At 62.2% G+C, this 24,351-nt stretch carries 22 protein-coding genes; 11 read left to right on the top strand and 11 right to left on the bottom strand.

The features are described from left to right. The 4 genes from DK926_RS22450 to DK926_RS22435 all read right to left on the bottom strand — a co-directional run bounded on the left by DK926_RS22450 (position 1) and on the right by DK926_RS22435 (position 4,274). Positions 1 to 777: an SDR family NAD(P)-dependent oxidoreductase gene (locus tag DK926_RS22450; RefSeq protein WP_114332261.1), complete on the bottom strand. Its 777-nt coding sequence runs from the start codon at positions 775 to 777 to the stop codon at positions 1 to 3. Continuing rightward, entirely contained in the window at positions 777 to 1,943 is a 1,167-nt protein-coding gene (locus DK926_RS22445) for an acyl-CoA dehydrogenase family protein (protein ID WP_114332260.1), read from the bottom strand. Before DK926_RS22445 ends, DK926_RS22450 begins: the two co-directional genes overlap by 1 nt. Before the next feature lie 76 nt (positions 1,944 to 2,019). Beyond that, a complete protein-coding gene (locus tag DK926_RS22440) occupies positions 2,020 to 3,072 on the bottom strand; it encodes an acyl-CoA dehydrogenase family protein (RefSeq protein ID WP_114332259.1) in 1,053 nt (350 codons plus the stop codon). 14 nt (positions 3,073 to 3,086) lie between these two features. Continuing rightward, a complete protein-coding gene (locus DK926_RS22435; protein WP_114332258.1) occupies positions 3,087 to 4,274 on the bottom strand; it encodes an acyl-CoA dehydrogenase family protein in 1,188 nt (395 codons plus the stop codon). Positions 4,275 to 4,341: 67 nt separating this feature from the next. On the opposite strand from DK926_RS22435, the gene DK926_RS22430 reads away from it, so the two are divergent. Beyond that, positions 4,342 to 4,803: a MaoC family dehydratase N-terminal domain-containing protein gene (locus tag DK926_RS22430; protein WP_114332257.1), complete on the top strand. Its 462-nt coding sequence runs from the start codon at positions 4,342 to 4,344 to the stop codon at positions 4,801 to 4,803. Next, positions 4,800 to 5,213, top strand: a complete 414-nt coding sequence (locus tag DK926_RS22425; protein ID WP_114332256.1) for a MaoC/PaaZ C-terminal domain-containing protein — start codon at positions 4,800 to 4,802, stop codon at positions 5,211 to 5,213. Before DK926_RS22430 ends, DK926_RS22425 begins: the two co-directional genes overlap by 4 nt. Positions 5,214 to 5,222: 9 nt before the next feature. On the opposite strand, the gene DK926_RS22420 is transcribed toward DK926_RS22425, so the two are convergent. The 5 genes from DK926_RS22420 to DK926_RS22400 form a co-directional block, all read right to left on the bottom strand. Next, positions 5,223 to 6,203, bottom strand: a complete 981-nt coding sequence (locus DK926_RS22420) for a zinc-binding dehydrogenase (RefSeq protein ID WP_114332255.1) — start codon at positions 6,201 to 6,203, stop codon at positions 5,223 to 5,225. Then, positions 6,200 to 6,937 (bottom strand): hotdog domain-containing protein, encoded by a 738-nt coding sequence (locus DK926_RS22415; protein ID WP_243636973.1) that lies wholly within the window; start codon positions 6,935 to 6,937, stop codon positions 6,200 to 6,202. Before DK926_RS22415 ends, DK926_RS22420 begins: the two co-directional genes overlap by 4 nt. A 65-nt stretch (positions 6,938 to 7,002) precedes the next feature. Further along, positions 7,003 to 8,697, bottom strand: coding sequence for an AMP-binding protein (locus tag DK926_RS22410; RefSeq protein ID WP_114332253.1), 1,695 nt, complete (start codon positions 8,695 to 8,697; stop codon positions 7,003 to 7,005). A gap of 245 nt (positions 8,698 to 8,942) precedes the next feature. Beyond that, entirely contained in the window at positions 8,943 to 9,833 is an 891-nt protein-coding gene (locus DK926_RS22405; protein ID WP_114332252.1) for a CoA ester lyase, read from the bottom strand. Further along, positions 9,830 to 10,282, bottom strand: a complete 453-nt coding sequence (locus DK926_RS22400) for a MaoC family dehydratase (protein ID WP_114332251.1) — start codon at positions 10,280 to 10,282, stop codon at positions 9,830 to 9,832. The genes DK926_RS22405 and DK926_RS22400 overlap by 4 nt, the downstream gene beginning before the upstream one ends. A 262-nt stretch (positions 10,283 to 10,544) precedes the next feature. On the opposite strand from DK926_RS22400, the gene DK926_RS27235 reads away from it, so the two are divergent. Both DK926_RS27235 and DK926_RS22390 read left to right on the top strand, forming a co-directional pair. After that, complete coding sequence (locus DK926_RS27235; protein ID WP_279387100.1) at positions 10,545 to 11,657, top strand: LuxR C-terminal-related transcriptional regulator; 1,113 nt, start codon at positions 10,545 to 10,547, stop codon at positions 11,655 to 11,657. Next, a complete protein-coding gene (locus DK926_RS22390; RefSeq protein WP_165839647.1) occupies positions 11,650 to 12,588 on the top strand; it encodes a helix-turn-helix transcriptional regulator in 939 nt (312 codons plus the stop codon). Before DK926_RS27235 ends, DK926_RS22390 begins: the two co-directional genes overlap by 8 nt. 3 nt (positions 12,589 to 12,591) lie before the next feature. On the opposite strand, the gene DK926_RS22385 is transcribed toward DK926_RS22390, so the two are convergent. Beyond that, positions 12,592 to 12,912 carry a 2Fe-2S iron-sulfur cluster-binding protein gene (locus tag DK926_RS22385; RefSeq protein WP_114332249.1) on the bottom strand — a complete coding sequence of 107 codons (321 nt, stop codon included), beginning with the start codon at positions 12,910 to 12,912 and terminating at the stop codon, positions 12,592 to 12,594. 292 nt (positions 12,913 to 13,204) lie between these two features. Between DK926_RS22385 and DK926_RS22380 the strand changes: the two genes are divergently transcribed. From DK926_RS22380 to DK926_RS22355, 6 genes are all read left to right on the top strand, one after another. Beyond that, the gene (locus DK926_RS22380; protein WP_114332248.1) at positions 13,205 to 14,527 is read left to right on the top strand and encodes a cytochrome P450; all 1,323 of its coding nucleotides are present in this window, start codon (positions 13,205 to 13,207) and stop codon (positions 14,525 to 14,527) included. After that, on the top strand, positions 14,527 to 15,759 hold the full coding sequence (locus DK926_RS22375) for an FAD-dependent oxidoreductase (RefSeq protein WP_114332247.1): 1,233 nt from the start codon (positions 14,527 to 14,529) through the stop codon (positions 15,757 to 15,759). Before DK926_RS22380 ends, DK926_RS22375 begins: the two co-directional genes overlap by 1 nt. A 67-nt stretch (positions 15,760 to 15,826) precedes the next feature. Then, the gene (locus DK926_RS22370) at positions 15,827 to 16,933 is read left to right on the top strand and encodes an NAD(P)-dependent alcohol dehydrogenase (RefSeq protein ID WP_114332246.1); all 1,107 of its coding nucleotides are present in this window, start codon (positions 15,827 to 15,829) and stop codon (positions 16,931 to 16,933) included. Positions 16,934 to 16,969: 36 nt separating this feature from the next. Further along, the gene (locus tag DK926_RS22365; RefSeq protein ID WP_114332245.1) at positions 16,970 to 18,415 is read left to right on the top strand and encodes an aldehyde dehydrogenase; all 1,446 of its coding nucleotides are present in this window, start codon (positions 16,970 to 16,972) and stop codon (positions 18,413 to 18,415) included. A gap of 791 nt (positions 18,416 to 19,206) precedes the next feature. After that, positions 19,207 to 19,458 carry a hypothetical protein gene (locus DK926_RS22360; protein WP_125833444.1) on the top strand — a complete coding sequence of 84 codons (252 nt, stop codon included), beginning with the start codon at positions 19,207 to 19,209 and terminating at the stop codon, positions 19,456 to 19,458. Between the two features lie 176 nt (positions 19,459 to 19,634). Continuing rightward, positions 19,635 to 21,644, top strand: a complete 2,010-nt coding sequence (locus DK926_RS22355; RefSeq protein WP_114332243.1) for an acetoacetate--CoA ligase — start codon at positions 19,635 to 19,637, stop codon at positions 21,642 to 21,644. Positions 21,645 to 21,986: 342 nt separating this feature from the next. Here the strand turns inward: DK926_RS22355 and DK926_RS22345 are convergent, their stop codons facing one another. Then, positions 21,987 to 22,244: a hypothetical protein gene (locus DK926_RS22345; protein WP_125833443.1), complete on the bottom strand. Its 258-nt coding sequence runs from the start codon at positions 22,242 to 22,244 to the stop codon at positions 21,987 to 21,989. Positions 22,245 to 23,293: 1,049 nt separating this feature from the next. Between DK926_RS22345 and DK926_RS27135 the strand changes: the two genes are divergently transcribed. After that, positions 23,294 to 23,806, top strand: a complete 513-nt coding sequence (locus DK926_RS27135) for a hypothetical protein (RefSeq protein WP_243636971.1) — start codon at positions 23,294 to 23,296, stop codon at positions 23,804 to 23,806. Positions 23,807 to 24,351 lie beyond the last annotated feature (545 nt).

The following is a 24,351-nucleotide window of genomic DNA, read 5'->3' as shown; positions in this document are numbered from 1 at the left end:
TCAGATCACCGTTCCGCCGTCGACCGGCAGAACCTGACCGGTGATGTACGCCGCGGCATCGGAGGCGAGGAACACGAACGACGGCGCGATCTCCTCCGGGTATGCCCAACGTCCCAATGGAATTCGTGCCAGTGTCTTGGCGGCAAGTTTCTCGTTGGAGCGAATGTTGGCAGTCATTGCGGTCGCAGCCAACGGGGCGACCGCATTGACGGTGATGGACTTCTTCGCAAGTTCACGCGCGAGCGACATGGTCAGTCCCACTATGGCCGCCTTGGCTGCGCCGTAATTGGCCTGTCCGATGGTTCCCGTGAGCCCGGCCGCTGACGTGACGTTGATGATGCGACCCGTTCCGTCCTCGGGTAGGTAGTCGAGCGCGGCGTGACTGCAGTGGTAGCTACCCATCAGATGAGTGTCGAGCACCTTGCGGAACTTGCTCTCGTCCATATCGGGGAACATGGCCGGTGCGATCACCCCGGCATTGTTGACGACGATGTTCAAGGTGCCGTTGCCGAGTCGTGCTGCCGCAGCGGCAGCGTCGCGTGCGTTGTCACCGTTGCAGACATCGAGAGCGAACGGCTCGGCCGTACCCCCGGATGTGGTGATCTTCTCGCTCACACGCGTCGCCGCGTCCTTGTCGATGTCGGTGACCAGCACCGCAGCACCGGCTGCAGCGAATGCGACGGCAACCGCTTCACCCACACCGCCGCCGGCACCGGTGATCAATGCCGAACGCCCGGTGAGAGCGAACACGTTCAAACTGGTAGGCAAATCGGACATCAGTAGCTCCTGGGCATTCCGAGAACGTGCGATCCGAGGTAGTTGAGGATCATTTCCTGGCTGATCGGTGCGATGCGGGTGAGGCGGGCCTCGCGGAAGTAGCGGGAGACGTTGTACTCCTCGGAGTAGCCCATTCCGCCGTGAGTCTGCAGAGCACGGTCTGCGGCGTCGAATCCGGCGTCGGCACACAGGTACTTCGCCATGTTCGCTTCCTTGGCGCACGGCAGTCCGTTGTCGTACAACCACGTTGCTTTGCGGAGGACCAGTTCGGCGGCGTCCAGGCGAGCCAGTGAGTCTGCGAGCGGGAACTGGATGCCTTGGTTCTTGCCGATGGGGCGTCCGAACACCTCGCGGTCGTTGCTGTATCGCACTCCTGCGCGTAGCGCGGCGCGGCCGATGCCGAGGGCTTCGGCAGCGACCAGCATTCGCTCGGGGTTGAGCCCGTCGAGGATGTACTTGAAGCCCTGTCCTTCTTCGCCGATGCGGTCTTCGACCGGGATTTCGAGGCCGTCGATGAACAGCTCGTTGGACGTGACTGCATTGCGACCCATCTTCTTGATGGGGCGTATATCGACTTTGTCGCGGTCGAGGTCGGTGAGGAACAGCGTCATGCCGTCGGTCTTCTTGGGCGACTCGTCGAACTTCGATGTGCGGGTCAGCAGGAGGATCTTCTCCGACTCCATGGCTTTGGAGATCCACACCTTGCGGCCGTTGACGACGTACTTGTCGCCGTCGCGCTTGGCGAAGGTCGTGATCTTCGTCGTATCCAGTCCCGCGCCAGGTTCGGTGACGCCGAAGCAAACGTGCAGGTCACCGTTGACGATGCGTGGTAACGTCCGTTGTTTGAGCTCCTCGGACCCATGAACGATCACCGGATGCATACCGAAGATGGACAGGTGCATCGAGCTTGCACCGTTCATGCCGGCGCCGGACGCCGCGACCTCCTCGAGGAGAATAGAGGCCTCGGTGATGCCGTATCCGTGTCCGCCGTACTCTTCCGGCGTCGTGATACCCAGCCAGCCACCCTCGGCGAAAGCGTTGTAGAACTCCGTCGGGAATTCGTGCGCCGCGTCCTTCTCGCCCCAGTACTGGTCGTCGAATTTACGCGAGAGCTCCGCGACGGCGTCGCGGATGGTGGTCTGGTCTTCGGTCAGTGAGAAATCCACGTCGAGCCTCCAATAGGTTCAGCCAACCATAACAATGGACTGACCAAATATTCAACAGCCGGTCCGAGCGACCGAGTCATGAGCCGAGCAGTGCCGATGCAACACGTTCGTTCCACGCCGCCGGCGTACCGAACAACGTCCGATTCAGTTTGGCGCGTTTGTAGAAGAGGTGGAGATCGTGTTCCCACGTGTACCCGATTGCGCCGTGCACGGTCAGCGACGAATCCGCCAGCGCTGCGACGGCGTTCGTCACTTGTGCCTTGGCGATTGCAGCAGCAGTCGATGCATCTGCAATGCCGTCCTCCACAGCCGCAGCCGCGTACAACGCGATCGAGAACGAGGCCTCGACAGTGACGAGCATCTGAGCAGCTGCATGCTTGACCGCCTGGAATGCACCGATGAACTGCCCGAATTGTTTGCGCTGCTTGCTGTAGTCCACCGCGAGTTCGAGCAGTCGCTCGGCGCTGCCCAGTGCATCGGCGGCGGTCAGCACAGCGGCCAGGTCGATGACACGCTGCGCTGAATCCGTCTCCAGAACTTCCGACTCGACGAACGCGGCGCTAGTGAAAGTAACCGTCGATGTCGAGCGAGACCGGTCCAAAAGGGCATCGCTCGTGACCTCGGCGTCGGCCGCATCGATTCTGGCCAGTCCGACGGAACCGGGCTCGCCGACGGGTACGAGAAACACATCAGCATCCGACGCGCCGAGGACGTGAGGGACGGAGCCAGTGATCTTTCCGTCATCGACGTCCAACGCTGTGAACGTCGGCACGCGATCAGCGCGGATCGCAGCGACGTGGACAGATTGGCCGGTGGCCTGACGGCTCAGCTCGGCGTCGGTGAGAAGGGGGCTGGCGACGGCGGCGGCCAGCCATGACGAATTCGGCACTGCCGAACGTCCGTACTCCCGCGACGCCAGAGCGAGCTCGAGAATGCCGCCGCCCTGCCCGTCGTGGTCCTCGGGATAGCCGACGCCCCACCACCCTTCTTCGACGAGGCTGGTGCCGAAGGTCGCCGTGTCTCCCGTTTTCTGGAGCGAGCGAATCGATTCGGTTCCGAACTTGGCAGCGGTCCACTCTCGCAACGATTTCGAGAAGAGTTCCTGCTCGTCTGACAATTCCCAGTGCATAGCGTCTCCTCGACTCAGCTTCGGGGCATGCCGAGCACACGCTCGGCCGCAATGTTGCGCTGGATGAAGGTCGATCCACCCGCGATGGCGGTACCACGCGCCTGGTACGCGAGTCGAAGCCAGCGCTGCTGCACGGGATCGACTGCGTCACCAGCGTCGGCCAGCCCGAACTGCCCACCGAAGTCGCACAACTCGAGACCGAAATCGGCGATGTCCTCGACCAGAGGGCAGAAGTACAGCTTCCCGATCGATGTCACCGGCCCCGGAGGCTCGCCGCTGGCAGCTCCCGTGATGACGCGCTGTCCGATGAGATAGTGCGTCAACGCTCGCCCGTAGAGATCCGCGAGTTTCTGCCGAACTTCCGGCCGCGAGGTAACGGGCTGTCCGTCCTCGCCCCCAGTCGCCGACGCTTGTTCGATGAGATCGCGCACGGCGCGGGTCGTGTTGACTCGCCCGGTTGCGATGCCGACTCGCTCGAAGGCGAGCGTGCCCATTGCAACCTTCCAGCCGCCGTCGACTTCACCGACAACTGCGGAATCGGGTACGAACACGTCGTCCAGAAAAACCTCGTTGAACTCGGCCTCCCCCAGCATGTGCTCGAGGGGCCGGACGGTGACCCCCTCCGATCCCATGGGGAGCAGAAAATAGGTGATTCCCTCGTGGCGATCTCCGCCTCCTGTGCGAGCCAGGAGAATCGCGTTGTCGGCAATCTGGGCACGCGAGGTCCAGATCTTCTGCCCCTGAATGCGCCATCCGCCGTCGACCTTGGTTGCCTTCGTGCGTAGCGAGGCCAGATCGGACCCGGATTCCGGTTCGGAGAACAGCTGGCACCACACCTCGTCACCCTTCAAGATGGGTTCGAGGTAGCGATGCTTCTGCTCGTTGCTACCGAACGCAACGATGGTGGGCCCCGCGAAATCTTCACCGATGATGTTCAGCCGCTCCGGAGCGCCGGCCCGGTCGATCTCTTCGTTGAATACAGCTTTGATCTTCGCGTCCGCACCGGCGCCGCCGAATTCGCTCGGCCATGACAGACCCGCGAAGCCTGCGTCGAAGAGCAGTCGTTGCCAAACAGCCCAGCGTGTCCGCTTGTCCTCCAGGCGAGAAGGTTCGTCGGCCGAAAGCGTCGGTAGGGCTTCCCCCAACCAGCTTCGGACCTTCGCGCGAAATTCTGCTTCCGCGGTCGAATCCTTGAGATCCATGGTACCTCCCGTGCGTGTCAGGTCTGACGTTACAATAGGTCAGACCAAAAAATAAAGGAGTGCGGTCATGAATTCTTCAACGCCGGCGGTCCACGTCGGTCAGACGGTCGATACAGTCACGATCGATGTCGAAGTTGGCAAGATTCGCGAATTCGCCCGTGCCACTCATGCACGGGACTCTGCGTACACCGACCTCGATTGCGCCCGCTCAGCCGGATTCGATCGACACCCGGCCACACCGACACACGTCGTGGTTGCCGGGCATCAACGTGACCAGCAAGCGTTCGTGCGGTCCCTCGGACTCGCGATCGAACGAGTCGTCGTCGGGAGCGTCGATTGGGAGTATGCGCGCCCCGTCGTCGCCGGCGACAGCCTCACCGGTACGAGACAGGTCGTGGGCGACACCACCAAGGAAGGCAAGCGAGGTGGATCGATGCGACTGGTGACGCTGGAGACGCGTTGGACAGACGAGTCCGGCGAACTGGTCGTCACACAACGCGAGGTTCTGATCGAAAGGGGCGCAGCATGACTCGTACACCGCTGACATTGACCGAGAACGACCTTCTGGAAAGCACCACGGTCGGACCGATCACGCAAACCGACATCGTTCGTTTCGCCGGCGCAGGAGGCGATTTTAACCCCCTGCACCACGACGACGCGTACGCCAAGAAGGCAGGGCTGCCCGGGGTGATCGCCATGGGGCAAATGCAGGCGGGAATGCTGGGAACCTGGCTGGCCGATTCCGTGTACGTCGAGAACGTTCTGTCCTACTCGGTTCGGTTCGCGTCGCCGTTGGCCATCGGCGAAACCTTGACGTTGACCGGGCGCGTGGAGTCCGTCGACACCGCGGGCAGCACCGCCGAAGTCGAGTTGCAGGCGAGCGTCGGCGAACGTGTTGTCGTGCAGGGGCGCGCGACGGTCCGCATCGCACGGAAATGAACCCCGCGCTCACTCCATCGTGAGAACGATCTTGCCGAAATGGGCTCCGGCCTCCATCGTTCGGTGCGCGTCGGCGGCCTTCTCGAGCGGGAAGGTCGCCGCGACAGCGGGCGGTCGTAGCGCACCTTGGGCGACCGCGTTCAGCAAGCCCTGAAAATCCGCCGGACTACCCATCGTGGTACCGAGCAGATTGTACTGACCGAAGAAGAAGCTTCGGACGTCCATTGCCGTGCGATCGGCTGCGTTGGCGCCCAGGACGACCATTCTGCCGCCTGGACGCAGCGCACGTATCGATTTGTCCCACAGTCCAACCGGGTCGAGAACCACATCGAACCCTTGCCCGCCCGGCGAGAGCGCTCGCGCCCTCTCGCCCCAATCCGCACCCGAATGAACTACTCCCGCCACCGCTCCCCCGTCGCACGCACGAGCAATTTTTGCGTCGCTCGAGCCCGTGACGAAGGCGGTGGCGCCGAGCCCGGTGGCCAGGTTGACGGCAAAGGTCGAGATCCCACCGCCTGCACCGACGACGAGCAGCGACTCGCCCGCAGACAGACCGGCCCGGCTGACGAGCGCGCGAAACGCGGTGACACCGGCCAGCGACAATCCAGCAGCTTGTTCCATGCTCCATCCCATCGGGACCGGCGCGGTGCATTCGATGGGGACGCTGACGCATTCCGCGTACGTTCCCGGAACACGGTCACCGAGGATCTCGAACACACCCGAAGGTGCATCCTGCGAATCGCCCCAGAACAGAGACGGCAGAATCACCACCGGCTGTCCGTTGTCGCGTCGAATTCCTGAGCCGTCGGCTCCGGGAACGTGCGGAAGAGGCGACGAATAATTTCCGCGTCGGACCAGCACGTCGTGCCAGTTGAGAGCCGCTGCCTTCAAGTCCACCGTTACCCAGCCGGCTTCGTCTCGCGGTTCTGCCACATCGCGGGCAACCAATACGGCGGGGTCGCCGAACCCGCTCAGGATCGCCGCTTTCACAAGGCCTTCCCGGGTTGCACTGTCACGGTCGCGAACGAACAAGGCTTTCCGGACGCGTTGCGCGAAATCACTCGCACCACTGCGGCTGATTTCCCACGATGGATCACCTCTGCTTCGAAGACCGTGTCGGCTGTACCGACGCCCGGTCGGACGTACGAAATGTCGATACTCGTGGTCCGTAGTGTTCCCGCTGCGTCCAGAGCGTCCATGGCTGCGAGCTCCGACCCGGCGATCAGAATCCCGCCGTGGACGTTCCGCATGCCGTTCGCCGAGAACGGGGATGGCGACATGATCAACGGTGCACCCGAACGCGGAGGACCGAATTGCAAGAGCTGCCGAAATTCCCGAACGCCTTCTGCTCGTGAGACTGTCACTACATCGGCGCCGAGGGGGCCCGCAAAGGCGACGAGATGCGATCGCTGGGTTACCAACGCAACAACGGAACCCTGGGTGTCTCGAACACATCCCCGCGTAGTGCCACTGCTGTCGTCGCGATGAACGAGATCGCCGACGACCGTCATCACCGATCCGTCCGTCGGCGGATCGGAGACGAAGTCCAGACGGATATTCAAACTGACCGGCCACAGCCCCTCCGGCGCGCCCATCGCAACCACGTGTCCTGTGACGTCGTCCAGGGCAACACCGACCAGGGATCGAACGACACCCGCCGACGAATCTTCGAACCAGGGACCGGCGGCCATGGTCAATTCGCCGTGCTCGGCCGTGAATGCCACCGGCTCGATTCCGAGCAACTGCTCGGCGCCGGCCGCGACGAATGTGGGAGCCAGCGGGTTGCCGGTCAGTTCGGGCCCGCAGATGTCAGAGCACCGATTTCATCGGCAATCCTCTTGCGCAACACGTGCTTCTGAATTTTGCCGGTTGCTGTCATCGGCAGCGCGTCGGTGACGACAACACGCTCCGGCGTCTTCTGGATCGCGACGCCGCGGTCGGTCAAGTATGTTCGCACCTCGTCCACGGTAGGCGCCGTGTCCGGGTCACGCGGCACCAGGTACATGCATACCTTCTCGCCCAGTCGCTCGTCCGGCATTCCGACGACCGCCAGCGCCTCGATGTCCGGATGCCCGGCGAGTTTGTCCTCGATTTCCCGCACGCTGATGTTCATGCCTCCCCGGATGACGATGTCCTTCGTCCGACCTGTCACACGAACGAACCCGTCGGAATCCATGACTCCGAGGTCGCCGGATCGAGAGAATCCTGCAGGGGTGAACAGCTCGGCGGTCTCTTCCGAACGGTTGAGATATCCGATCATGTGCGACGGTCCACGGTACGCAATGTCTCCTTCGGTGCCGCGGGGGACCTCGTTGCCATCGATGTCCACGATCTGAATCTCGGCGCCTGGTAGAGCTGCACCGTCCGACGTGATCGCCCGGACGGGATCGTCGTCGATTCGACACGTCGTCGTGGTGAGGTTCTCGCTGCGCCCGTACAGCGACAGAATGGACGCGGTCGGCAACTGTGCGGACGCGGTTTCGACCACCGATGCCGGAATGGGTGATCCCGCACACGTCCATTCGCGCAGAGAGGAGAGATTTGCCGCAGGATTCGCTCGTGCCGCTGACATCAGTGTCTGAAGGAACGTCGTAGCCGTGACGGCGGCGGTGCAGCCGAACTTCTCGATCTCGGCCAGCCCGCGCTCGGGGTTCCACTCCGCCATGATGTGGGTCGCCGCACCCGCTATCAACGGGATGAGGACACTGGTGACCAGACCCGTGGTGTGCGTGATCGGCGAGGGCCCGAACTGCACATCTGCCTCGGTATGGCCGAAAGCGATGGTGAGTGATCGCGCGCCCGACGCGTAGGTGTTGAACGTGTGCAGACACCCCTTCGGACGTGACGTGGTGCCGGAGGTGTACACGATGACGAACGGGTCATCGGGGTGTACCCGGAAACCGATCTCGGAGTCGATCGCCGAATTGTCGACGTCGGTGACCGAAAGGCCGTCGAGGACGTCGATCTGTCGAGCGGTGAGGTCCGGCACCGCTTCCTTGGACGGGCGAACCGCCACGATGATCGACAGTGTGTCCGACTCCCGCCGAGCGTCCTCGTACATTTTCACGTAGTCGAAGCCCTTGAAGTCTGCAGGTGCTATCGCGGCCTTGATAGACGCATCCGCCACGACGTGGTTGACCTCGTCATTCCTGTAAATGGGCATGATCGGGACCATCACCGCACCGATTCGGGCGAGCGCAGCAGACGCGACGATGAACTCGACCCAGTTCGGAAGCTGCACCGCGACACGGTCGCCGGCGCGCAGGCCTTTTCGGTACAGACCCAGCGCGAAGCTTTGGGAAGAGTCGTACAGCTCGGCGAACGTGAGGCTCTTCGTGCCATCCGTCGCGTAAGTCTTGTCCGGGTTTCGCTCGGCGCGTGAGCGGATCAATTCCGTGAAATTCTCGTCCGTCCACAGACCGGCCTGGTAAAAGCCACTGATCTGCTCCGGTGTGTAGTGTCCGAAATCCTTTTCGGTGGTCATGATGCCCGTCCTCCGTCGCGCTGCAGAATATGTATGAAGGTTAGAATGGTCCGACCGAATAGCGCAACCGTTTCGGTGCATTGATCCAACTCCTCGGCGGGCTGCACATGGGGTGGTTCGGGTCACTTTCACTCCGACGTACTACTGGCGATCGACCGATGGTGTGAGTCCTCGAACAGCGGACACACGAAAAAGCCGGGCCCGACGTGTACGTCGAACCCGGCTCGCAGTCGAGCAGACTCGATTCAGTGCGTCGATCGCGCGAGCGCCAGGACGCGCCGTGCCGCGGCAAGGTGCGGGGCGTCGAGCATCTTGCCGTCCAATGCCACCGTGCCGACGTCACCTTCGAACGCTTCGACCACCCTGGCTGCGAAGTCGACTTCCTCCGTGGTCGGCGTGAACGCAGAATTGATGATGTCCACTTGACCCGGGTGGATGGCAATACGACCACTGAAACCTTCGGCGCGCGCACGCTGCGACGACAGTGACAGCCCTTCGCCGTCGCGCACGTCGACGTAGAGAGTTTCCACGGGCTCCACCCCCGCCGCACGGGCCGCCATCAGCATCAAGGACCGAGCGATTCGGTAGGTCTGCGTCCACTCTCCATCCGGACCCAGATTGGTCGACGCCCCGAGTGCGGCACTCAAATCCTCTGCGCCCCATGTCAGCCCGTACAGACGAGGAATGTGCGCGCTTACGAAGTCGCCGAGCCGGAATGGCGCGACCGCAGTCTCGGTGGCAACGGGAAGCAGACGGATCGAGTCGGCCTCAACGCCATGCGCATTCTCGAGCGCTTCGAGGTAGTGGTGCACTTTGACCACGTCGACGGGCCCGTCGATCTTCGGCACCATGATCCCCGCCGGCCCCGCGGCGACGACAGCTGCCAGGTCGTGCAGAGCATGCGGAGAATCGACTGGATTCATACGCACCCACAACTGTGGCCCGCCCGACCCTCGATGCTGCGCGAGAAAGTCCGACACCAACGCCCGCGCCGCAGGCTTCCGACTCTCGCTCACGGCATCCTCCAGATCGAGGATCAACGCGTCGGCTCTGGAGTCGGCGACCTTCGCCAACTTCTTCTCACTGTCTCCCGGCACGAAGAGAAAAGACCGCAGCGGCGCAGTCTCGGCACTCACTGCGGCTTCTTTCGCTGCAGTCCGGCGCGCTTGCAGGAAGCGACCAATTGGTCGTTCTGGTTGTAGGCGCGGTGCAAGAACACCACTATGCCCTGATCGGGGCGCGATTTCGACTCTCGCAATTCGATCACCTCCGTGGCCACGTGGACGGTGTCGCCGTGAAACAGGGGGGCGGGAAACCGAACCTCGTCCCAACCCAGATTGGCCACAGCCGTACCGAGCGTGGTGTCACCGACCGAAATGCCGACCATGAGCCCCAGGGTGAACGCGCTGTTGACGATCCGCTGACCGTAATCGGTTCCGCGCATGTACTCCTCGTCCAGATGCAACTGCGCCGGGTTGTGCGTCATCGCCGTGAACATCACATTGTCGGTCTCGGTCACCGTACGACGAATTGCATGCTCGAACGTCTGGCCAACCGTCAACTCGTCGAACCAAAGCCCTGCCATCCTGCTACCTCCTGATCGCGGCCGGCAGTTGTCGCCGACCGTGCGCGCTATCCGCCCCTCCACCAGAACTGTAGGGTCGTATCCGAGATGTGTAAATGGTGTGACCAAATGCTTTCTGCTCCCGTTCAAAGTTATTGATAATGGACAGACCTAAAACGACCGGGCCACCTGACCCGAGACGACTACCCTCTATACTGTGCTCCGGGTCACAAACCCGAAAAGCGTGGTCCCGTCCGACCCCCGCGTTCGTCGAGGAGTTGCAATGACATCGATGTCCGTCATCGAGGCTTCGACTGATCGTGCGCTGGACGCCCTGGCTGAAGTGTCGGCGAACAAGCTGGGCCTGCAGGGTCTCCGTGACGGCGGTGCCACGCCCCATCGGATACGAGACTTCGCCGCTGAGGAACTGCGCTTCAGTGTCGACCCGGTACAGGCTCTTGCACTCAGCGAGATAATAGTGGCCTTGGACTCCTTGCGGCGCGACGAACTCGAACGACGGTGCCGAGCTCATTCCGACCAGATCGCGTCTCTGCATCGCGTGGCGCGAACCGTGAACGAGAACACCGACCGCTTGTCGCACGTCGTGACCCGGGAACTATGCACTGACCTGGGGTACGGAAAGGCAATGTTCTCCAAGGTCCGAGGGTCCATCTGGTCCCCTGTCGCCTTGGCCGTCAATCCGTCGCTGACCGGAGATTTCGGCGACCTGATCACCGCGGTCGACGGCCGAGACATCTCTCTGCGAGACGCACCACGGGAAGCCGAGCTTGTCCGCCGCCGTCGGCCGTACGCTGTCGACGGTGTCGACACCTATCGTCAAACGTACCGCCCGTTGATCGATCTGTCCCGACCATCCGGGTACCTCGCCGCGCCAGTGATCGTCAACGCCCGTGTAGTCGCCATCATTCATGTGGATCGGCAGTCCGACGACGTCACCGAATCCGACATCCACATCGTCGAGACGCTGGCCGCCATGTGCGCCGTAGCCACCGAACGAGCGCGGCTGTTCGATACCCTTCGGGCTCGAAAAGACAAGGTGTTCTCCGAGGTGGAACGCCTACGTGACGAACTCGACCGGCTCACGTCCGTTGCCGCGTCGTTGAGCGACCCCTTCGGCGAAACGTTGCGCGCCGAAACCGGCGAGCCGATCCGGCCCCAGCTGCCGCGACGAGCGGAAGGACTTACTTCGCGCGAACGCGAGGTGTTGTCGATGATAGCCAGGGGTGCCAGCAATGCGGCGATTGCGCAGAAGCTGTGCATCTCCGATGGAACGGTCAAGACGCACGTGCAACGGATATTCAGAAAATTGGGCGCGTCCACCCGAGCGGAAGTCGCCGCGTTGTGCGCCGAGTCGAACGATACGACCGGTGTCTGATTCCGAACTGGACGGGGCGATAGCCGACGCCACCGACAAGATCCGAAAGGCCGGTGCGCGGCAGTCGACGGGGCTAGGAAACGAACTGTTGGAACTACTCGACCGGAAGCGTTCGGGCGCCGAGGCAGAGTTCGACGAGACCAGCTCGCGCACAGCGCAACTTGCGGCGGCCGTGGCCTCGCTGGTCGACACGACCACCGGGTCCGATCTCGTTCGGTCCACCTGTGAACACATGGCTGCACTCAGCGGCGCCGGCCGGGCCGTTATGTCCCGCGTCGACAACCACCGCGCGGCACCGGTCGCGGTCTTCGATCGCTCCGACGCGCCCAAGACGGGCGTCGGACATGATCGATCCGAACCTCTTCCTTCTGATTTCGACATCGAGGAAGGTTCCGCGTACCAGCTGGCGTTCGACCGCACCGGTCCCGTCTCGCGGGATCGAGCCGGTTCAGTCTCGACCGTCGTGCCCATCGTCGTCCACGGCACTCCTACAGCACTGGTCGAGCTCGACGTTGCAACGTCGAAACCGGTTGCGGACGCGTTGAGCGCTTTCGCCGCAGTGGTGGGGATCAGTCTCGAACGCGTCGATCATCTGGTTCGGGAACGCACATCGAGGGCTGCGGTGCAGGCGGCCGCCCGACGCCTGACCGCGGACGAATCACACCACAATCAGACGACGGGTGCGTCGACGCCCCTCGGCGGGAATCCTGGAGAAATCGACCGCCTCGACGGCACCCTTTTTCGACACCTTACCGAGCGGGAGGCCGATGTCGCCCGCCTCGTGTTGACGGGCGCATCCAACTCGATCATCGCGGCCGAATTGGTGATCTCCATCGACACGGTCAAATCACACGTCAAGAGCATTCTCCGCAAGTCCGGCACCACGAACCGCGCCGAACTGATCGGCCGGTTCCGCTCCGCGGAGCGGTAGGTCTCATTGGCCGTTGGTGGGTACCGTCACCGACACGGTCACTGCGTCGGACGGCAGCACCAGTTGACAGGCGAGTCGCGAACACGGCGTGGCGCCTTCGAGAAACTCGAGCAAATCAGCTTCCTCGGGCGTCGGGTCTCCGAAGGCAGCTGCCGAGTCCCCTTCGACGAACACGTGACATGTTGCGCACGAGCAGCTTCCGCCGCACTCGGCAACGATACCCGGCAGGTTGTTCCGAACGGATCCGTCCATGACGCTCTGACCGGCCGGCACGTCGACGGTCGACGTCGAGCCGTCAGGAAGTCTGTAGACGACAGTAGGCATGAAATCTCCTCGGCTTCACGGCGACCCGGACGATCGCCTGTGGATTGAACTGCAGTTCGATTGTGTTCGCCGTCACTCGCCGGCCGCATCCCCACGACGACGGATAATCACCCCACTTCCGAGTGAGATGCGGGTCCTCGACACTGTCCAGCTCTATGTGATCACGAGCACATCCCCCGTTCGGCTGACAATGTTCGTACTCGGGTGTGATGCCACTCACTTCTCCAGGTGCGAGGCTCGGATGCGCCGACAGCCCTCGGCACGAACGAGACAGTCAGAGGAAGGGAAGTCGATGACCACGACCGAACAGCGCTCGGAATTGATCCCCGAAACAATTGCGCGGCAGATAGTTCTGCCCGAGGGACATCGCAACAACGATGCGCTCTTCGAGGCCTACAAGTGGCTTCGCGAGAACAACCCGCTCGGGATCGCCGAGGTAGAGGGCTACGACCCCATCTGGCTCGTCAGCAAGCACGCGGACATCATGGAAATCGAACGGCAACCCGATATCTTCACGAGCGCCGGCGGTGAGGACAAGGGCTCGGTGAATCCCATTCTCGCAAACCAGGCCGGGGACCAGTTTACGAAAAGCATCAATAACGGCAGCCTTCGCATTCTGGAGACATTGACGTATCTGGATCCCCCGGAGCACACCGCCATCAAGGACATTGCACTCGATTGGTTCCGCCCGACCAACTTGGCGAAGTGGGAGAACGTCATTCGCGATCTCGCCAAGAACGCGGTCGGTCGTCTGCTCGAAACCGACGGCCGCGTCGACTTCGTCAAGGACTTCGCGCTTCACTATCCACTGCACGTGATCATGAGTCTGTTCGGCGTTCCGGAGGAAGACGAACGACGAATGATGATGCTGACGCAGGAGTTCTTCGGTACTGCAGACCCGGACGCCGCACGAGCCGATGTCGAGCCGCTGACGCCCGATGCCGCCGCGAAACAGTGGGTAGCAACTATCCAGGACTTCTACGCGTACTTCGAGACGCTTCTGAACGACCGGCGTGCCAATCCGCGTGACGACCTGGCCACCATCATCTCCGAGGCGCGCGACGAACACGGCGAGTACTATCCCAACGAAGTCGCCTATGGGTATTTCATCGCGATCGCCACCGCCGGGCACGACACCACCTCGAGCACGCTCGCCGGCGGCATTCTCGAACTGGGTCGGAACCCTGAGCTTCTGGCGAAGGCCAAGGCCGACTTGGCTCTTGCACCGCACATCGTCAATGAATCACTACGTTGGGCGTCGCCGGTGAAACATTTCATGCGTCAAGCAACCCAGGACTACACGCTCCGCGGGCGCGACATCAAGAAGGGCGACCGGTTCATGTTGCTCTACCAGTCGGGCAATCGTGACGCCGACGTCATCGCCGATCCCGATACCTTCGACATCACCCGTCGACCGAACAAGCACATCGCGTTCGGATACGGACCGCACATGTGCATCGGCCAGCACCTGGCCAAACTGGAACTGCGCATCATGTTCGAGGAGCTTCTCCCCCACATCGAATCGGTCGAACTCATCGACGACACCAAGATGATTCAGACCAACTTCGTGGGCGGGCTCAAGAACATGCCGGTTCGGATTCAGTTCTCCGACTGATGAACACCGTTCCGCTTTTCTCGCCAACCGTGGTCATCGTGGGAGCCGGGCATGCCGGTGGCACTCTCGCCGGCCTGCTTCGGCAGCAGAGATACGACGGCCGCATCGTGCTTTTCGGAGACGAGACGCACCTTCCCTACCACCGGCCGCCGCTGTCGAAGAAGTACACCGGCGACGAGTACGTCCAGTTGCTCAGGCCGCGGAAGTTCTACGATGACAACGACATCGACGTGCGCCTCGACAAACCGGTGGTGCGCATCGATCGCCACGCGCGCACCGTAACGACGACGTCGGGCAACACGACGGCGTACAACACTCTGGTTCTCGCAACGGGTGCCGCGCCGAGAACCTTGTCCATTCCGGGCAGCGACCTGGGCGGCGTCGCGACGCTGCGCACACTCGGCGACGCCGGCGTGCTCCGCGACGCCGTCCTTTCCAAGAAACCCATTGCGATCGTCGGCGGTGGATACGTAGGTCTCGAGGTGGCGGCTTCGGCTCGTGTCCAGGGGTGCGACGTCACCGTCATCGAGCGCGAGCACAGGGTGTTGTCACGTGTCGCCAGTACAGAACTGGCACAAGCGATCGCCGAGTTCCACCGTGATCGCGGGACGCGCATCGTCACGGACGCACAGGTGAAAGGTTTCGCCGGCTATGAAGGCCAGGTCACGGGTGTTCAGTTGAACGACGGTAGCGTGATTCCGTGCGAGCTCGCTCTCGTCGGGGTCGGTGCGATTCCTAACGACTCGCTCGCACGGGAGGCCGAGATCGACTGCGAGGCAGGGATTGTCGTCGACGGTTCGGCACGAACCAACGATCCAGACATTCTGGCGATCGGCGACGTCACGTACCGGATGCACGATACCATCGGGCGGATGGTTCGGTTGGAAAGCATTCCCAGCGCAGTCGAACAAGCCAAACATGCCGCAGCAGTCATTACTGGACTCGAGGTGCCCGCGCACGAGGTTCCGTGGTTCTGGTCGGACCAGTTCGACCTCAAGATGAAGATGGCAGGCATGGTCGCCCCCGGCACCACCCCCGTCGTTCGCGGTAACGCCGACGCCGATTCCTTCGCCGTTTTCCATCTCGACGCGAACGGCGTGCCCGTTGCGGTCGAAACCGTCAACGCGGCAGCAGAATTCATGGCCGGAAAGAAGTACATCGCTAATCGAACCAAGGTCGACCCACTCGCACTGGCGGATTCCAGCATCTCGCTTCGCGAAGTCGTGCTCTGAACATTTCTCAGCCCCTCTTTCTTCTATCGGTTCCTCAGAACCGCCGACACGAACTGGAGTTCACGTCATGGACGCATTGGCCGCAGTCGCGAGGGAGCCACACGCTCCGTTCACGATCGAAAACATTGTCATCGAATCACCCCGCGTTGGTGAGGTTCTCGTCGAGATCGAAGCCGTCGGAATCTGCCACACCGACCTGGCGGCACGCGACGGGGCCCTGCCAACGGCTCTCCCAGCCGTCCTCGGACACGAAGGGTGCGGGGTGGTTCGTGAGGTCGGACCCGGTGTCACGAAAGTGGCCCCAGGTGACCGCGTCGGCATCACGTTCAACAGCTGTGGGCGGTGCCCGTCCTGCACCGCGGGCGCGCCGTCCTACTGCCACCAGTTCATGCACCTCGCCTACGACGGCACCCGCGACGACGGATCCGGACCCATCACAACCGAGGGCGGCGAGCGACTCACCGGAATGTTCTTCGGCCAGTCGTCGTTCGGCACCCACGCCCTCGCTTTCGAACGCAATGTCGTCAAAGTCCCAAGCGACGTCCCCGCCGAGATCCTCGCTCCCCTGGGTTGCGGGCTGCAGACGGGCGCAGGGGCAGTCTTGAATTCGTTGAACTGCACGCCCGAGTCTTCGTTGGTGGTGGCAGGTGCCGGGTCGGTCGGATTGGCCGCCGTGATGGGTGCCGTCGTACGTGGGTTGTCCACGATCATCGCCGTCGAGCCCCACGCTTCCAGACGCGAACTCGCGCTCGAACTGGGCGCCACGCATGTCATCGACCCGACGTCAGGGCCTGTGCCGGAACAGGTCCGGGCCATTCTTCCCGGCGGTGTCGATTACGCGATCGACTCATCGGGGGTTCCCGCGGTCATCGAATCACTGCTGGGTTCGGTCACCTTCCACGGAAAGATCGGACTCATCGGAGTTCCGGCAGACCCCGAAGCATCGATACCGCTGACCATCATCAACACGCTTGCCATGGGAGTCACTATCACCGGGATCATCGAAGGCGACAGCGTTCCCGACAAGTTCATCCCGGAGCTCGTCTCGTTGTACAAGGCGGGCAAGTTTCCCGTCGACAAGCTCGTGACTGCTTTTCCGTTCGCCAAGATCAACGACGCCATCGACGCTCAACACCGCGGCGAGGTCCTCAAGCCCGTACTCGTGCACAGCTGAGCAACCCGCAATCCCTACGAAGAAAAGAATTTGGCAATGACCATTGATTACGAGGGCCTCTACATCCGCGGTGAATGGGCCCGTCCCGCAGGCGATACGACGATCAGCGTTATTTCACCGACCACCGAGCAACTCATCGGATCGGTACCCGAAGCCTCCGAACGTGACGTGGACGACGCAGTCGACGCCGCCCGCGCCGCACTCGAGGGAGCCGACGGATGGGGAACGTGGGCACCGACGCGCCGCGCGGAGGTTCTGCACCGGTTCGCCGACGAACTCGACGCGCGTGCCGAAGAGACTGCTCGACGCGTCAGCAGCCAGAACGGAATGGCCATCTCGTTGGCACGCCAGTTCGAGGGCGGATTCCCCTCTGTGCTGCTGCGTTACTACGCCGACATGGCCGCAGCCCAGGAGGACGAGGTCCGCCCCGGCATGCTCGGTGGCTCTACGCTCGTGACCCGGTCTCCCGTCGGCGTCGTCGGCGCGATCGTGCCGTGGAACGTGCCGCAGGCCATCACCTTTCTCAAACTCGGACCCGCTCTGGCCGCCGGCTGCACCGTCGTACTCAAGCCCTCCCCCGAGACCGTGCTCGACGCGTTCCTGGTTGCCGAGGCAGCCATCGCAGCCGGGGTTCCCGCAGGTGTCCTCAACATCGTGCCCGGTGGACGCGAACTCGGGGCCTACCTCGTTGCACATCCCGGCGTGGACAAGGTGTCGTTCACTGGCTCGACTGCCGCTGGACGGTCTATCGCCCGAACATGCGGCGAGCTGCTCCGTCCGGTCACGCTCGAGCTCGGCGGCAAGTCGGCGGCAGTTGTACTCGACGACGCGGATCTGGCGGCGAACATCGAATCGTTCTTCGCTGCAACGCTTCTCAACAACGGTCAGATCTGCTGGCTCGGTACCCGCATCCTCGCACCTCGTTCGCGGTATTCCGAGACCGTGGATACGATCACCGATCTCGCGAAGGGTTTGAAGATCGGAGACCCTCTGTCCGACGACACGCAGATGGGCCCCCTCGTGTCTTCGCGCCAGCGTGAACGCGTCGAGGGGTATATCGAGAAGGGCAAGGGCGACGGAGGACGAGTCACCACCGGCGGCGGGCGGTCGGGAAGCCGAGACACCGGCTGGTTCGTCGAGCCAACCGTGTTCGCCGACGTGCAGACCGGTCACACCATCGCGCAGGAGGAAATCTTCGGTCCCGTCCTCGCGGTCATTCCTTACGAGGACGAAGCCGAGGCGGTCACGATCGCCAATCATTCCGATTACGGGTTGGGCGGCTCGATCTGGACGGCCGACCCCGAACGTGGCGCGCAGTTCGCCCGCCGCGTCGCCAGTGGAACGGTGGGCATCAACGGGTATTCGAACGACCCGACCGCACCCTTCGGCGGTATCAAGAACAGCGGCCTCGGACGCGAACTCGGGCCCGAGGGGCTCGCTAGCTACCAGCAACTCAAGAGCATCTATCTCGACGTTCGCTGAACATCTGCCGGGGGACGCGAACGCGGCCCCCGGCAGGTTCGGCGAGGGGAACACCAATGTACGACGACGACACAGCCCTGATCGACTTTGCTACTCTCTGGGCGCCGTTCGGCGGAGAGGACGAGTTCATTCTTCCCAGGTTCGGTGTCCCGCGGAGTACTTCCGTCGGCTGGATGCGGTACTGAAAAGTCGAGCCGGCATCGATGGCGTCGTCCGCGAGCGCTCGGCAACCGTGTGCCGCGCGAGACTTCGAAGCGCTCATCTCTCCAGCTCCCCCAAATAATGAACGTTGGACCGTCCTCCTCTAGAGGGAATAGCACTCCGAAGCCGCACGACAGTGCATCCTGCTTGTGTACGGTCCGACTGGAACGTCGTAGTGTCAGAGCCAGCAGTCCTCATGTGCGCTCTTTCTCGACACTGTCCGGCGTGAGTGCCGGTCCTCTGGATTATTGGATACAACTTGTGGACAGAGTGTTAGCACATCGCATCCGATGGTCATGAAGTACAGCGCACCGCACCGGATCTATTGAATCTTGGGGTCCGTCAAAGGAGCCGATACCGGCCTCGTCATCAAATTTTTCGGGAACCATCGGGGCCGCCCTCACCGCCACGGGTTTGGGCGTTCCTGCAATCGACGTTTTCACGGACGCTCCGCAAGGAAAAAGCTTGACTGCCGATCACCTCGTACCGACGGCTGATTCGTAGTGCAACTGGTCAGAGTCTTCCGAAGGAACGCCCAGCCGCCTAAGGAACTGTCATCAACGTGGACTTTCCGCAGGGACGCTCGGCGTTTGATTTGGAAGACGTGGTGTACACGCAGACAGACCGACTATGCCACGTTCGCCAATTTCGTGTACGGACCGACCGAGCCGGCGGGTACCTATGGTGTCGCGTTCGAACTCAACACCTCGAGCGAAAACGACACGGACACAGCCGCCATCGCCGACGGCAAGGTTGCTGCGACGGTGCTCGACGTGTCTCGCACCCCGCCGTCCGATCAGGCGGATTCGATCGCGACCCTCGTCGAAGGCCTGAACCCGTAGCGAACAGGCGCCCATCGGTTGGTCGTTCCCCGAACGGACCGCTGAGCGCACCTTCGCTTTCGACAGTTGCCCATCGAGCCGTTTTGGTCATACCATAAACGCCGTCGCCGGAACTCTGCCACAACGGTTGCCCGGCCGGCACAACAAGATCGACCACTTGCACGAAAGGCCACGCCGTGAACGACTCTCTCGGGTCCGAGACCTCCGCATCGACGACACTGTGGGCTCCGACCCCCGAGCGTATAGCCGCATCACGAATGGCTGATTTCCAACGATGGGTGCGACAGAACCGTCAGGTCGACACCACGACCTACATTGAACTCTGGGAGTGGTCGGTCGGCGACCCTGACGCATTCTGGATGTCGATCTGGCAGTATTTCGACGTCGTCCACTCCGCCGAACCGACCTCCGCCCTCGCTGACGACCGTATGCCGGGCGCAATCTGGTTTCCAGGGGCTCGTCTGAACTGGGCCGAGAATTTGCTGCGGCACGCCAACACCACGCCCGACGCGATCGCAATCGTCGCAGTCACCGAAACCGGCGACCCGGTCGAGACCACCTGGGCGGAGCTCGAGCACAAGACGGCGAACTTTGCAGCCCGGCTTCGTGACCTCGGAATCGGACCCGGCGATCGCGTCGCGGCTGTGCTCCCCAACATCGCCGAAGCTGTCGTTGCGCTGCTCGCCACCGCGAGCGTCGGCGCCATCTGGTCATGCTGTTCACCCGATTTCGGCGTGAAAGGCCTCGTCGACCGCTTCACCCAGATCGAGCCCACAATCCTCATCGGCGTCGACGGCTACGTGTGGAACAGCAAACGCATCGATCGTCGCGGCATCGTGTCCGAAGTGGTGAGCGCGCTGCCCACGGTCCGCCACACCATTACTGTGCGGCATCTCAACCCCGATGCAACGCTCCCGGACGCCGAACTGGACTTCGTCGAACTTACTTGCGGCAACGCGAAACCGCGCTATGAGCAACTGGCGTTCGAGCACCCCCTGTGGATTCTCTACAGCTCTGGCACAACCGGCCTACCCAAAGGTATCGTCCACTCGCACGGCGGAATCCTGCTCGAGTCCTTGAAGGCAAACGCCCTCGCGTACGACCTCGGCCCTACCGACCGCGTCCTCATCGCCGCGAGCACCGCCTGGGTGGTGTGGAACATGCTCGTTGACACTATGTTCACCGGATGCTCCATCGTCACATACGACGGCAACCCATCGGCGAACGCGCCGGATACCGTCCTCCGGCTATGTTCCGACTTCGGTGTCACGCGGTTCGGCACCGGTGCGGCATATTTGACGCTGTGCGAGAAAGCTGGCGCCGAACCGGGCAAGAACTACGATCTGTCCGCCTTGCGGTCGATCATGACCACAGGCTCTCCCCTCCCCGATTCCACGTGGAAATGGGTCTACGACGAAATCAGCAGCGACGTACTGCTCGGATCCGACAGCGGTGGAACCGATGTCGCGACCGCATTCGTCGGCGCCAACCCTCTCGACGCGGTCCGCACCGGCGAACTCATGGGCCCGTGCCTGGGCTGCAAGGTCGAAGCGTGGACCGAGGATGGAATCTCCGTAACCGGGCAAGTCGGCGAAATGGTCATCACCGCACCGATGCCGTCCATGCCCGTCGCGTTCTGGAACGATGCCGACGGCAAGCGCTACCACGATTCTTACTTCGACACCTTTCCCGGAGTGTGGCGTCATGGCGATTGGATCACAATCTCCGAGAACGGATCCTGTCAAATCCACGGCCGGTCCGACTCGACGATCAACCGCGGCGGCGTCCGCATGGGGTCAGCGGACATTTATGACGCTGTCGAAGCCCTGCCCGAAATTGCGACGAGCCTTGTGATTGGAGCCGAGCTGTCTGACGGGGGCTACCATATGCCCCTGTTCGTCGTCACCAACCCCGGTTACGACCTGAACAACGCCCTCAGCGACAAAATCAAGAAAGTCATCCGTACCGAGGTCTCCCCTCGCCACGTTCCCGACGTCATCCTTGCCGCACCCGCAATCCCCATGACGCGCACCGGAAAACGACTCGAAGTACCCATCAAGAAGCTCATTCAAGGCATCGACGAATCAGTAGCAATAAATCGTGGCACCGTCGCAGACACCGACGTCCTCCAGTGGTACGTTGACTATGCCGCGAAATTCCGTGCGGATTTGGTTGACCAGAGGTGAACGAGGCCGAAACTGGACCCGCGTTCCACAATTCAATTTCGCAGAGCTAAGACACTGCTGATGAACTACAGATCAATCAGTGCAACGCGCAAGCAGACGTCCCTCGATCGGCCGGATGTGTTCAGGGCCAAGAGACACGATCCGGCGGTGAAATCGCGCCTGTCCAGCCGGCTCCAGCCAGTGCTCGATCGAAACTGCGATCGTCTCGCTCCCAATCGGCCGTGCGGCGGCATCGACGATATTCACGCATAAGCGCCGCATGTACAGCCGACGGTAGCTGGGTGAAAACCTCGGCGTGCGAACCCACGAGTTGGTAGAACGGCGAACCCCACGGCATGAGCGTCACTGCGTCTTACAGGACAGGCCCGCATAGTCGACCTCGTGCAGCAGGTCCGCCCCCAATGCGACCGCACCGCCGATGTTGTGCGTGATGACGTGCGGCTCATGCAGATCCCATATCGACGTCAGCCGGGCGAACGCGCCATCTGCGGCGCGCGAGATCCAGCGCCATATGCCGATCTTGGGTCGAGTGCCCGTAGCCGGGCATATCCCACAGCAACACTTGCCGCCCAGCATCGAGCGCGTGCCACCTGCATCCACGTTCGAGCTGACTACGAAATCCCGTGACGAAACACCACATCACCTCGCGATGACTAACCTCTCGGGAGCAGCGCGTAGGTCGCGGCCCGCGGACCGCCAAAGTCGACGAACATCTGGCTCCGGCAGCTGCAGCAGGGAGACGTCCATACGGTCAACGGTAAAACCAGCTGTGGTCAAGTGCGAAACTAGCCGTCATGAGAATCCGGGAAGCAGCAAAGCGTGTCGGCATCGCGATACACGTTCTCCGACACTGGGACCCTCAAGGTGTAGTGGTTCCAGCGCGCTCAGCGTCCGGGCACCCCGACCACAGCGACAAACACAGCGAGTCCGAAATTCCCTACCCACGTCATCGACTGCCGACACGACCTCCCTCACCACTTGCACCGAACGCTTGACGTACGCAGCGAACAGTCGGTAAGTGCAATTGAACCCCTGAGTCGCGCATCTGCCCCCTACTTTCGGCTGCGCCGCACCAATGTCGGGAGTTCGCGCTGCATCAGGCCGATGGGGACCGAGCCAGAACGCCGCCGAGTCCACGCACGTCGGCTCACGTCCATCTGGATGCTCATGAGGCACTTGTGACAGCTTTGTGACACCGAGTCCGCACGCCACAGAGCCCTAAGCCCCTGACCTGCGGAAACAGAATTCTTGGCCTGAGGATTCGTCAATTACCGCGGATCTGAAATCCGCTGCCTCCGTTGTCCACTCCAATCCGTGGTCGGCCACTGACGTCCACGCTACCACCCGAAAACCGCTGTCCTGGTCCGAAATTCTGGATCCATATGGACTTCGGTGCCCCCAGTCGGACTCGAACCGACACTTGGCGAATTTTAAGTCCCTGGAAGGACATCCAGGTGCACTCGCATAAACGCAGTTTCTATTGTATCGCAACACTTTTCGTACATGTTCGGCCAACGCAGTCCAGGGACGGATGCACCCACATGTGACAGCCCCGTGACACCGAGCTCCGAACACTGCGAGCGCCTCGGACCGCGGTGGTCTGCGTTGGACGGGCGGTCGAACTACCAAGCAGAGCGACAGCGGATCCTGTGACACCGACACCCGCCACCATCAACTTTTCTGTCCCGCCAGACATGCCCGTATTGCGCACGAAACTTCTACCGCACGCTGATGCAAAACCGCTCTGGTCCGTCGTTCCGGAAGCCATCATCGATTACCTCCCACTCTCGCAACTCGTCGCGGCGCTCCCGCTCGGCGGCTTTCTCTTCCTGCACCTTCATGTGCACATCTGCCGCCAGTTCCAGCTCGCGGAGCCGAAGACGGTGGTAGCCATCGGTGACCCAGAGATCGATCATCTGCCCCTGCTTCGCGATCTGCGCCGCAGCCTTCGTCAGCCGCTGGCTCGCGGCCGCGAGGTTGCCGGAACTACCGATAAGAGCGACACCGATTCTGTGACACCGACATTCGCCACAATCACCTTTCCTGATCCGCCAGATATCTATTTATCGCGCAAAACTCTCCTACCGCAAGCAACACAAGACACCCTCGTTTCGAAGGCCGTCATCGGCAACCTTCCGCTGCTTCCCCCCAAACTCGAATGACGAGAAAACGGTAGCTTTCCTGTCTGCTCAGAACCACGCCGATCTCTTCCCGATGCTCACTGAATACTCTTTGGCTCCCGGGTCCTCGGTGAACGAAATGACTTCATCAACATTCCGACGCACACGCCGCGAGCACCTCGGCCGGAGTTGCATTGAAGAACTCGCGCCGTTTGTTGACCTGATTCACCCGCGGCACCGATGCGTCCCACCCACGTACCCGGTCCATAAGACGACCGATCCGACGGCCCGGGCGATTACCTGGCCGCACATCGCGCCGCACCATGAGTGCATTGCGAAGCAACTGGGCGTCTCGGTCGTCGTTGCGACGATCGCCCGACGCCTGCGCGATGACCACCACGTCGAGGAGTCCGAATTCACCATACAACGTTATTTGCCAACAACATTCGGAACGCAGACCCGAAGTGAAAGTCAATGTCTCGCGCGGCGACGTCGAACCGGGGAGCGACGCGCAGATCGACTACGGCAACTCGGCATGCGCCCCGTCTCGGGCGGCGAATCACCGTATTGGCTGTTCGCGATGATCC

Origin of the sequence: Rhodococcus sp. Eu-32, assembly GCF_003336925.1 — a bacterium.
In the GTDB taxonomy this organism is placed as follows: domain Bacteria; phylum Actinomycetota; class Actinomycetes; order Mycobacteriales; family Mycobacteriaceae; genus Rhodococcoides; species Rhodococcoides kyotonensis_B.
This window is presented reverse-complemented; position numbering and strand designations above follow the sequence as displayed.

What these genes read in the sequence shown, in the direction of transcription:
- DK926_RS22435 (WP_114332258.1), bottom strand. Translation starts at nt 4,274, where the DNA reads ATGGATCTCAAGGATTCGACCGCGGAAGCAGAATTTCGCGCGAAGGTC.
- DK926_RS22375 (WP_114332247.1), top strand. Translation starts at nt 14,527, where the DNA reads ATGAACACCGTTCCGCTTTTCTCGCCAACCGTGGTCATCGTGGGAGCC.
- DK926_RS22410 (WP_114332253.1), bottom strand. Translation starts at nt 8,697, where the DNA reads ATGACCACCGAAAAGGATTTCGGACACTACACACCGGAGCAGATCAGT.
- DK926_RS27235 (WP_279387100.1), top strand. Translation starts at nt 10,545, where the DNA reads ATGACATCGATGTCCGTCATCGAGGCTTCGACTGATCGTGCGCTGGAC.
- DK926_RS22400 (WP_114332251.1), bottom strand. Translation starts at nt 10,282, where the DNA reads ATGGCAGGGCTTTGGTTCGACGAGTTGACGGTTGGCCAGACGTTCGAG.
- DK926_RS22425 (WP_114332256.1), top strand. Translation starts at nt 4,800, where the DNA reads ATGACTCGTACACCGCTGACATTGACCGAGAACGACCTTCTGGAAAGC.
- DK926_RS22385 (WP_114332249.1), bottom strand. Translation starts at nt 12,912, where the DNA reads ATGCCTACTGTCGTCTACAGACTTCCTGACGGCTCGACGTCGACCGTC.
- DK926_RS22430 (WP_114332257.1), top strand. Translation starts at nt 4,342, where the DNA reads ATGAATTCTTCAACGCCGGCGGTCCACGTCGGTCAGACGGTCGATACA.
- DK926_RS22440 (WP_114332259.1), bottom strand. Translation starts at nt 3,072, where the DNA reads ATGCACTGGGAATTGTCAGACGAGCAGGAACTCTTCTCGAAATCGTTG.
- DK926_RS22365 (WP_114332245.1), top strand. Translation starts at nt 16,970, where the DNA reads ATGACCATTGATTACGAGGGCCTCTACATCCGCGGTGAATGGGCCCGT.
- DK926_RS22380 (WP_114332248.1), top strand. Translation starts at nt 13,205, where the DNA reads ATGACCACGACCGAACAGCGCTCGGAATTGATCCCCGAAACAATTGCG.
- DK926_RS22450 (WP_114332261.1), bottom strand. Translation starts at nt 777, where the DNA reads ATGTCCGATTTGCCTACCAGTTTGAACGTGTTCGCTCTCACCGGGCGT.
- DK926_RS22370 (WP_114332246.1), top strand. Translation starts at nt 15,827, where the DNA reads ATGGACGCATTGGCCGCAGTCGCGAGGGAGCCACACGCTCCGTTCACG.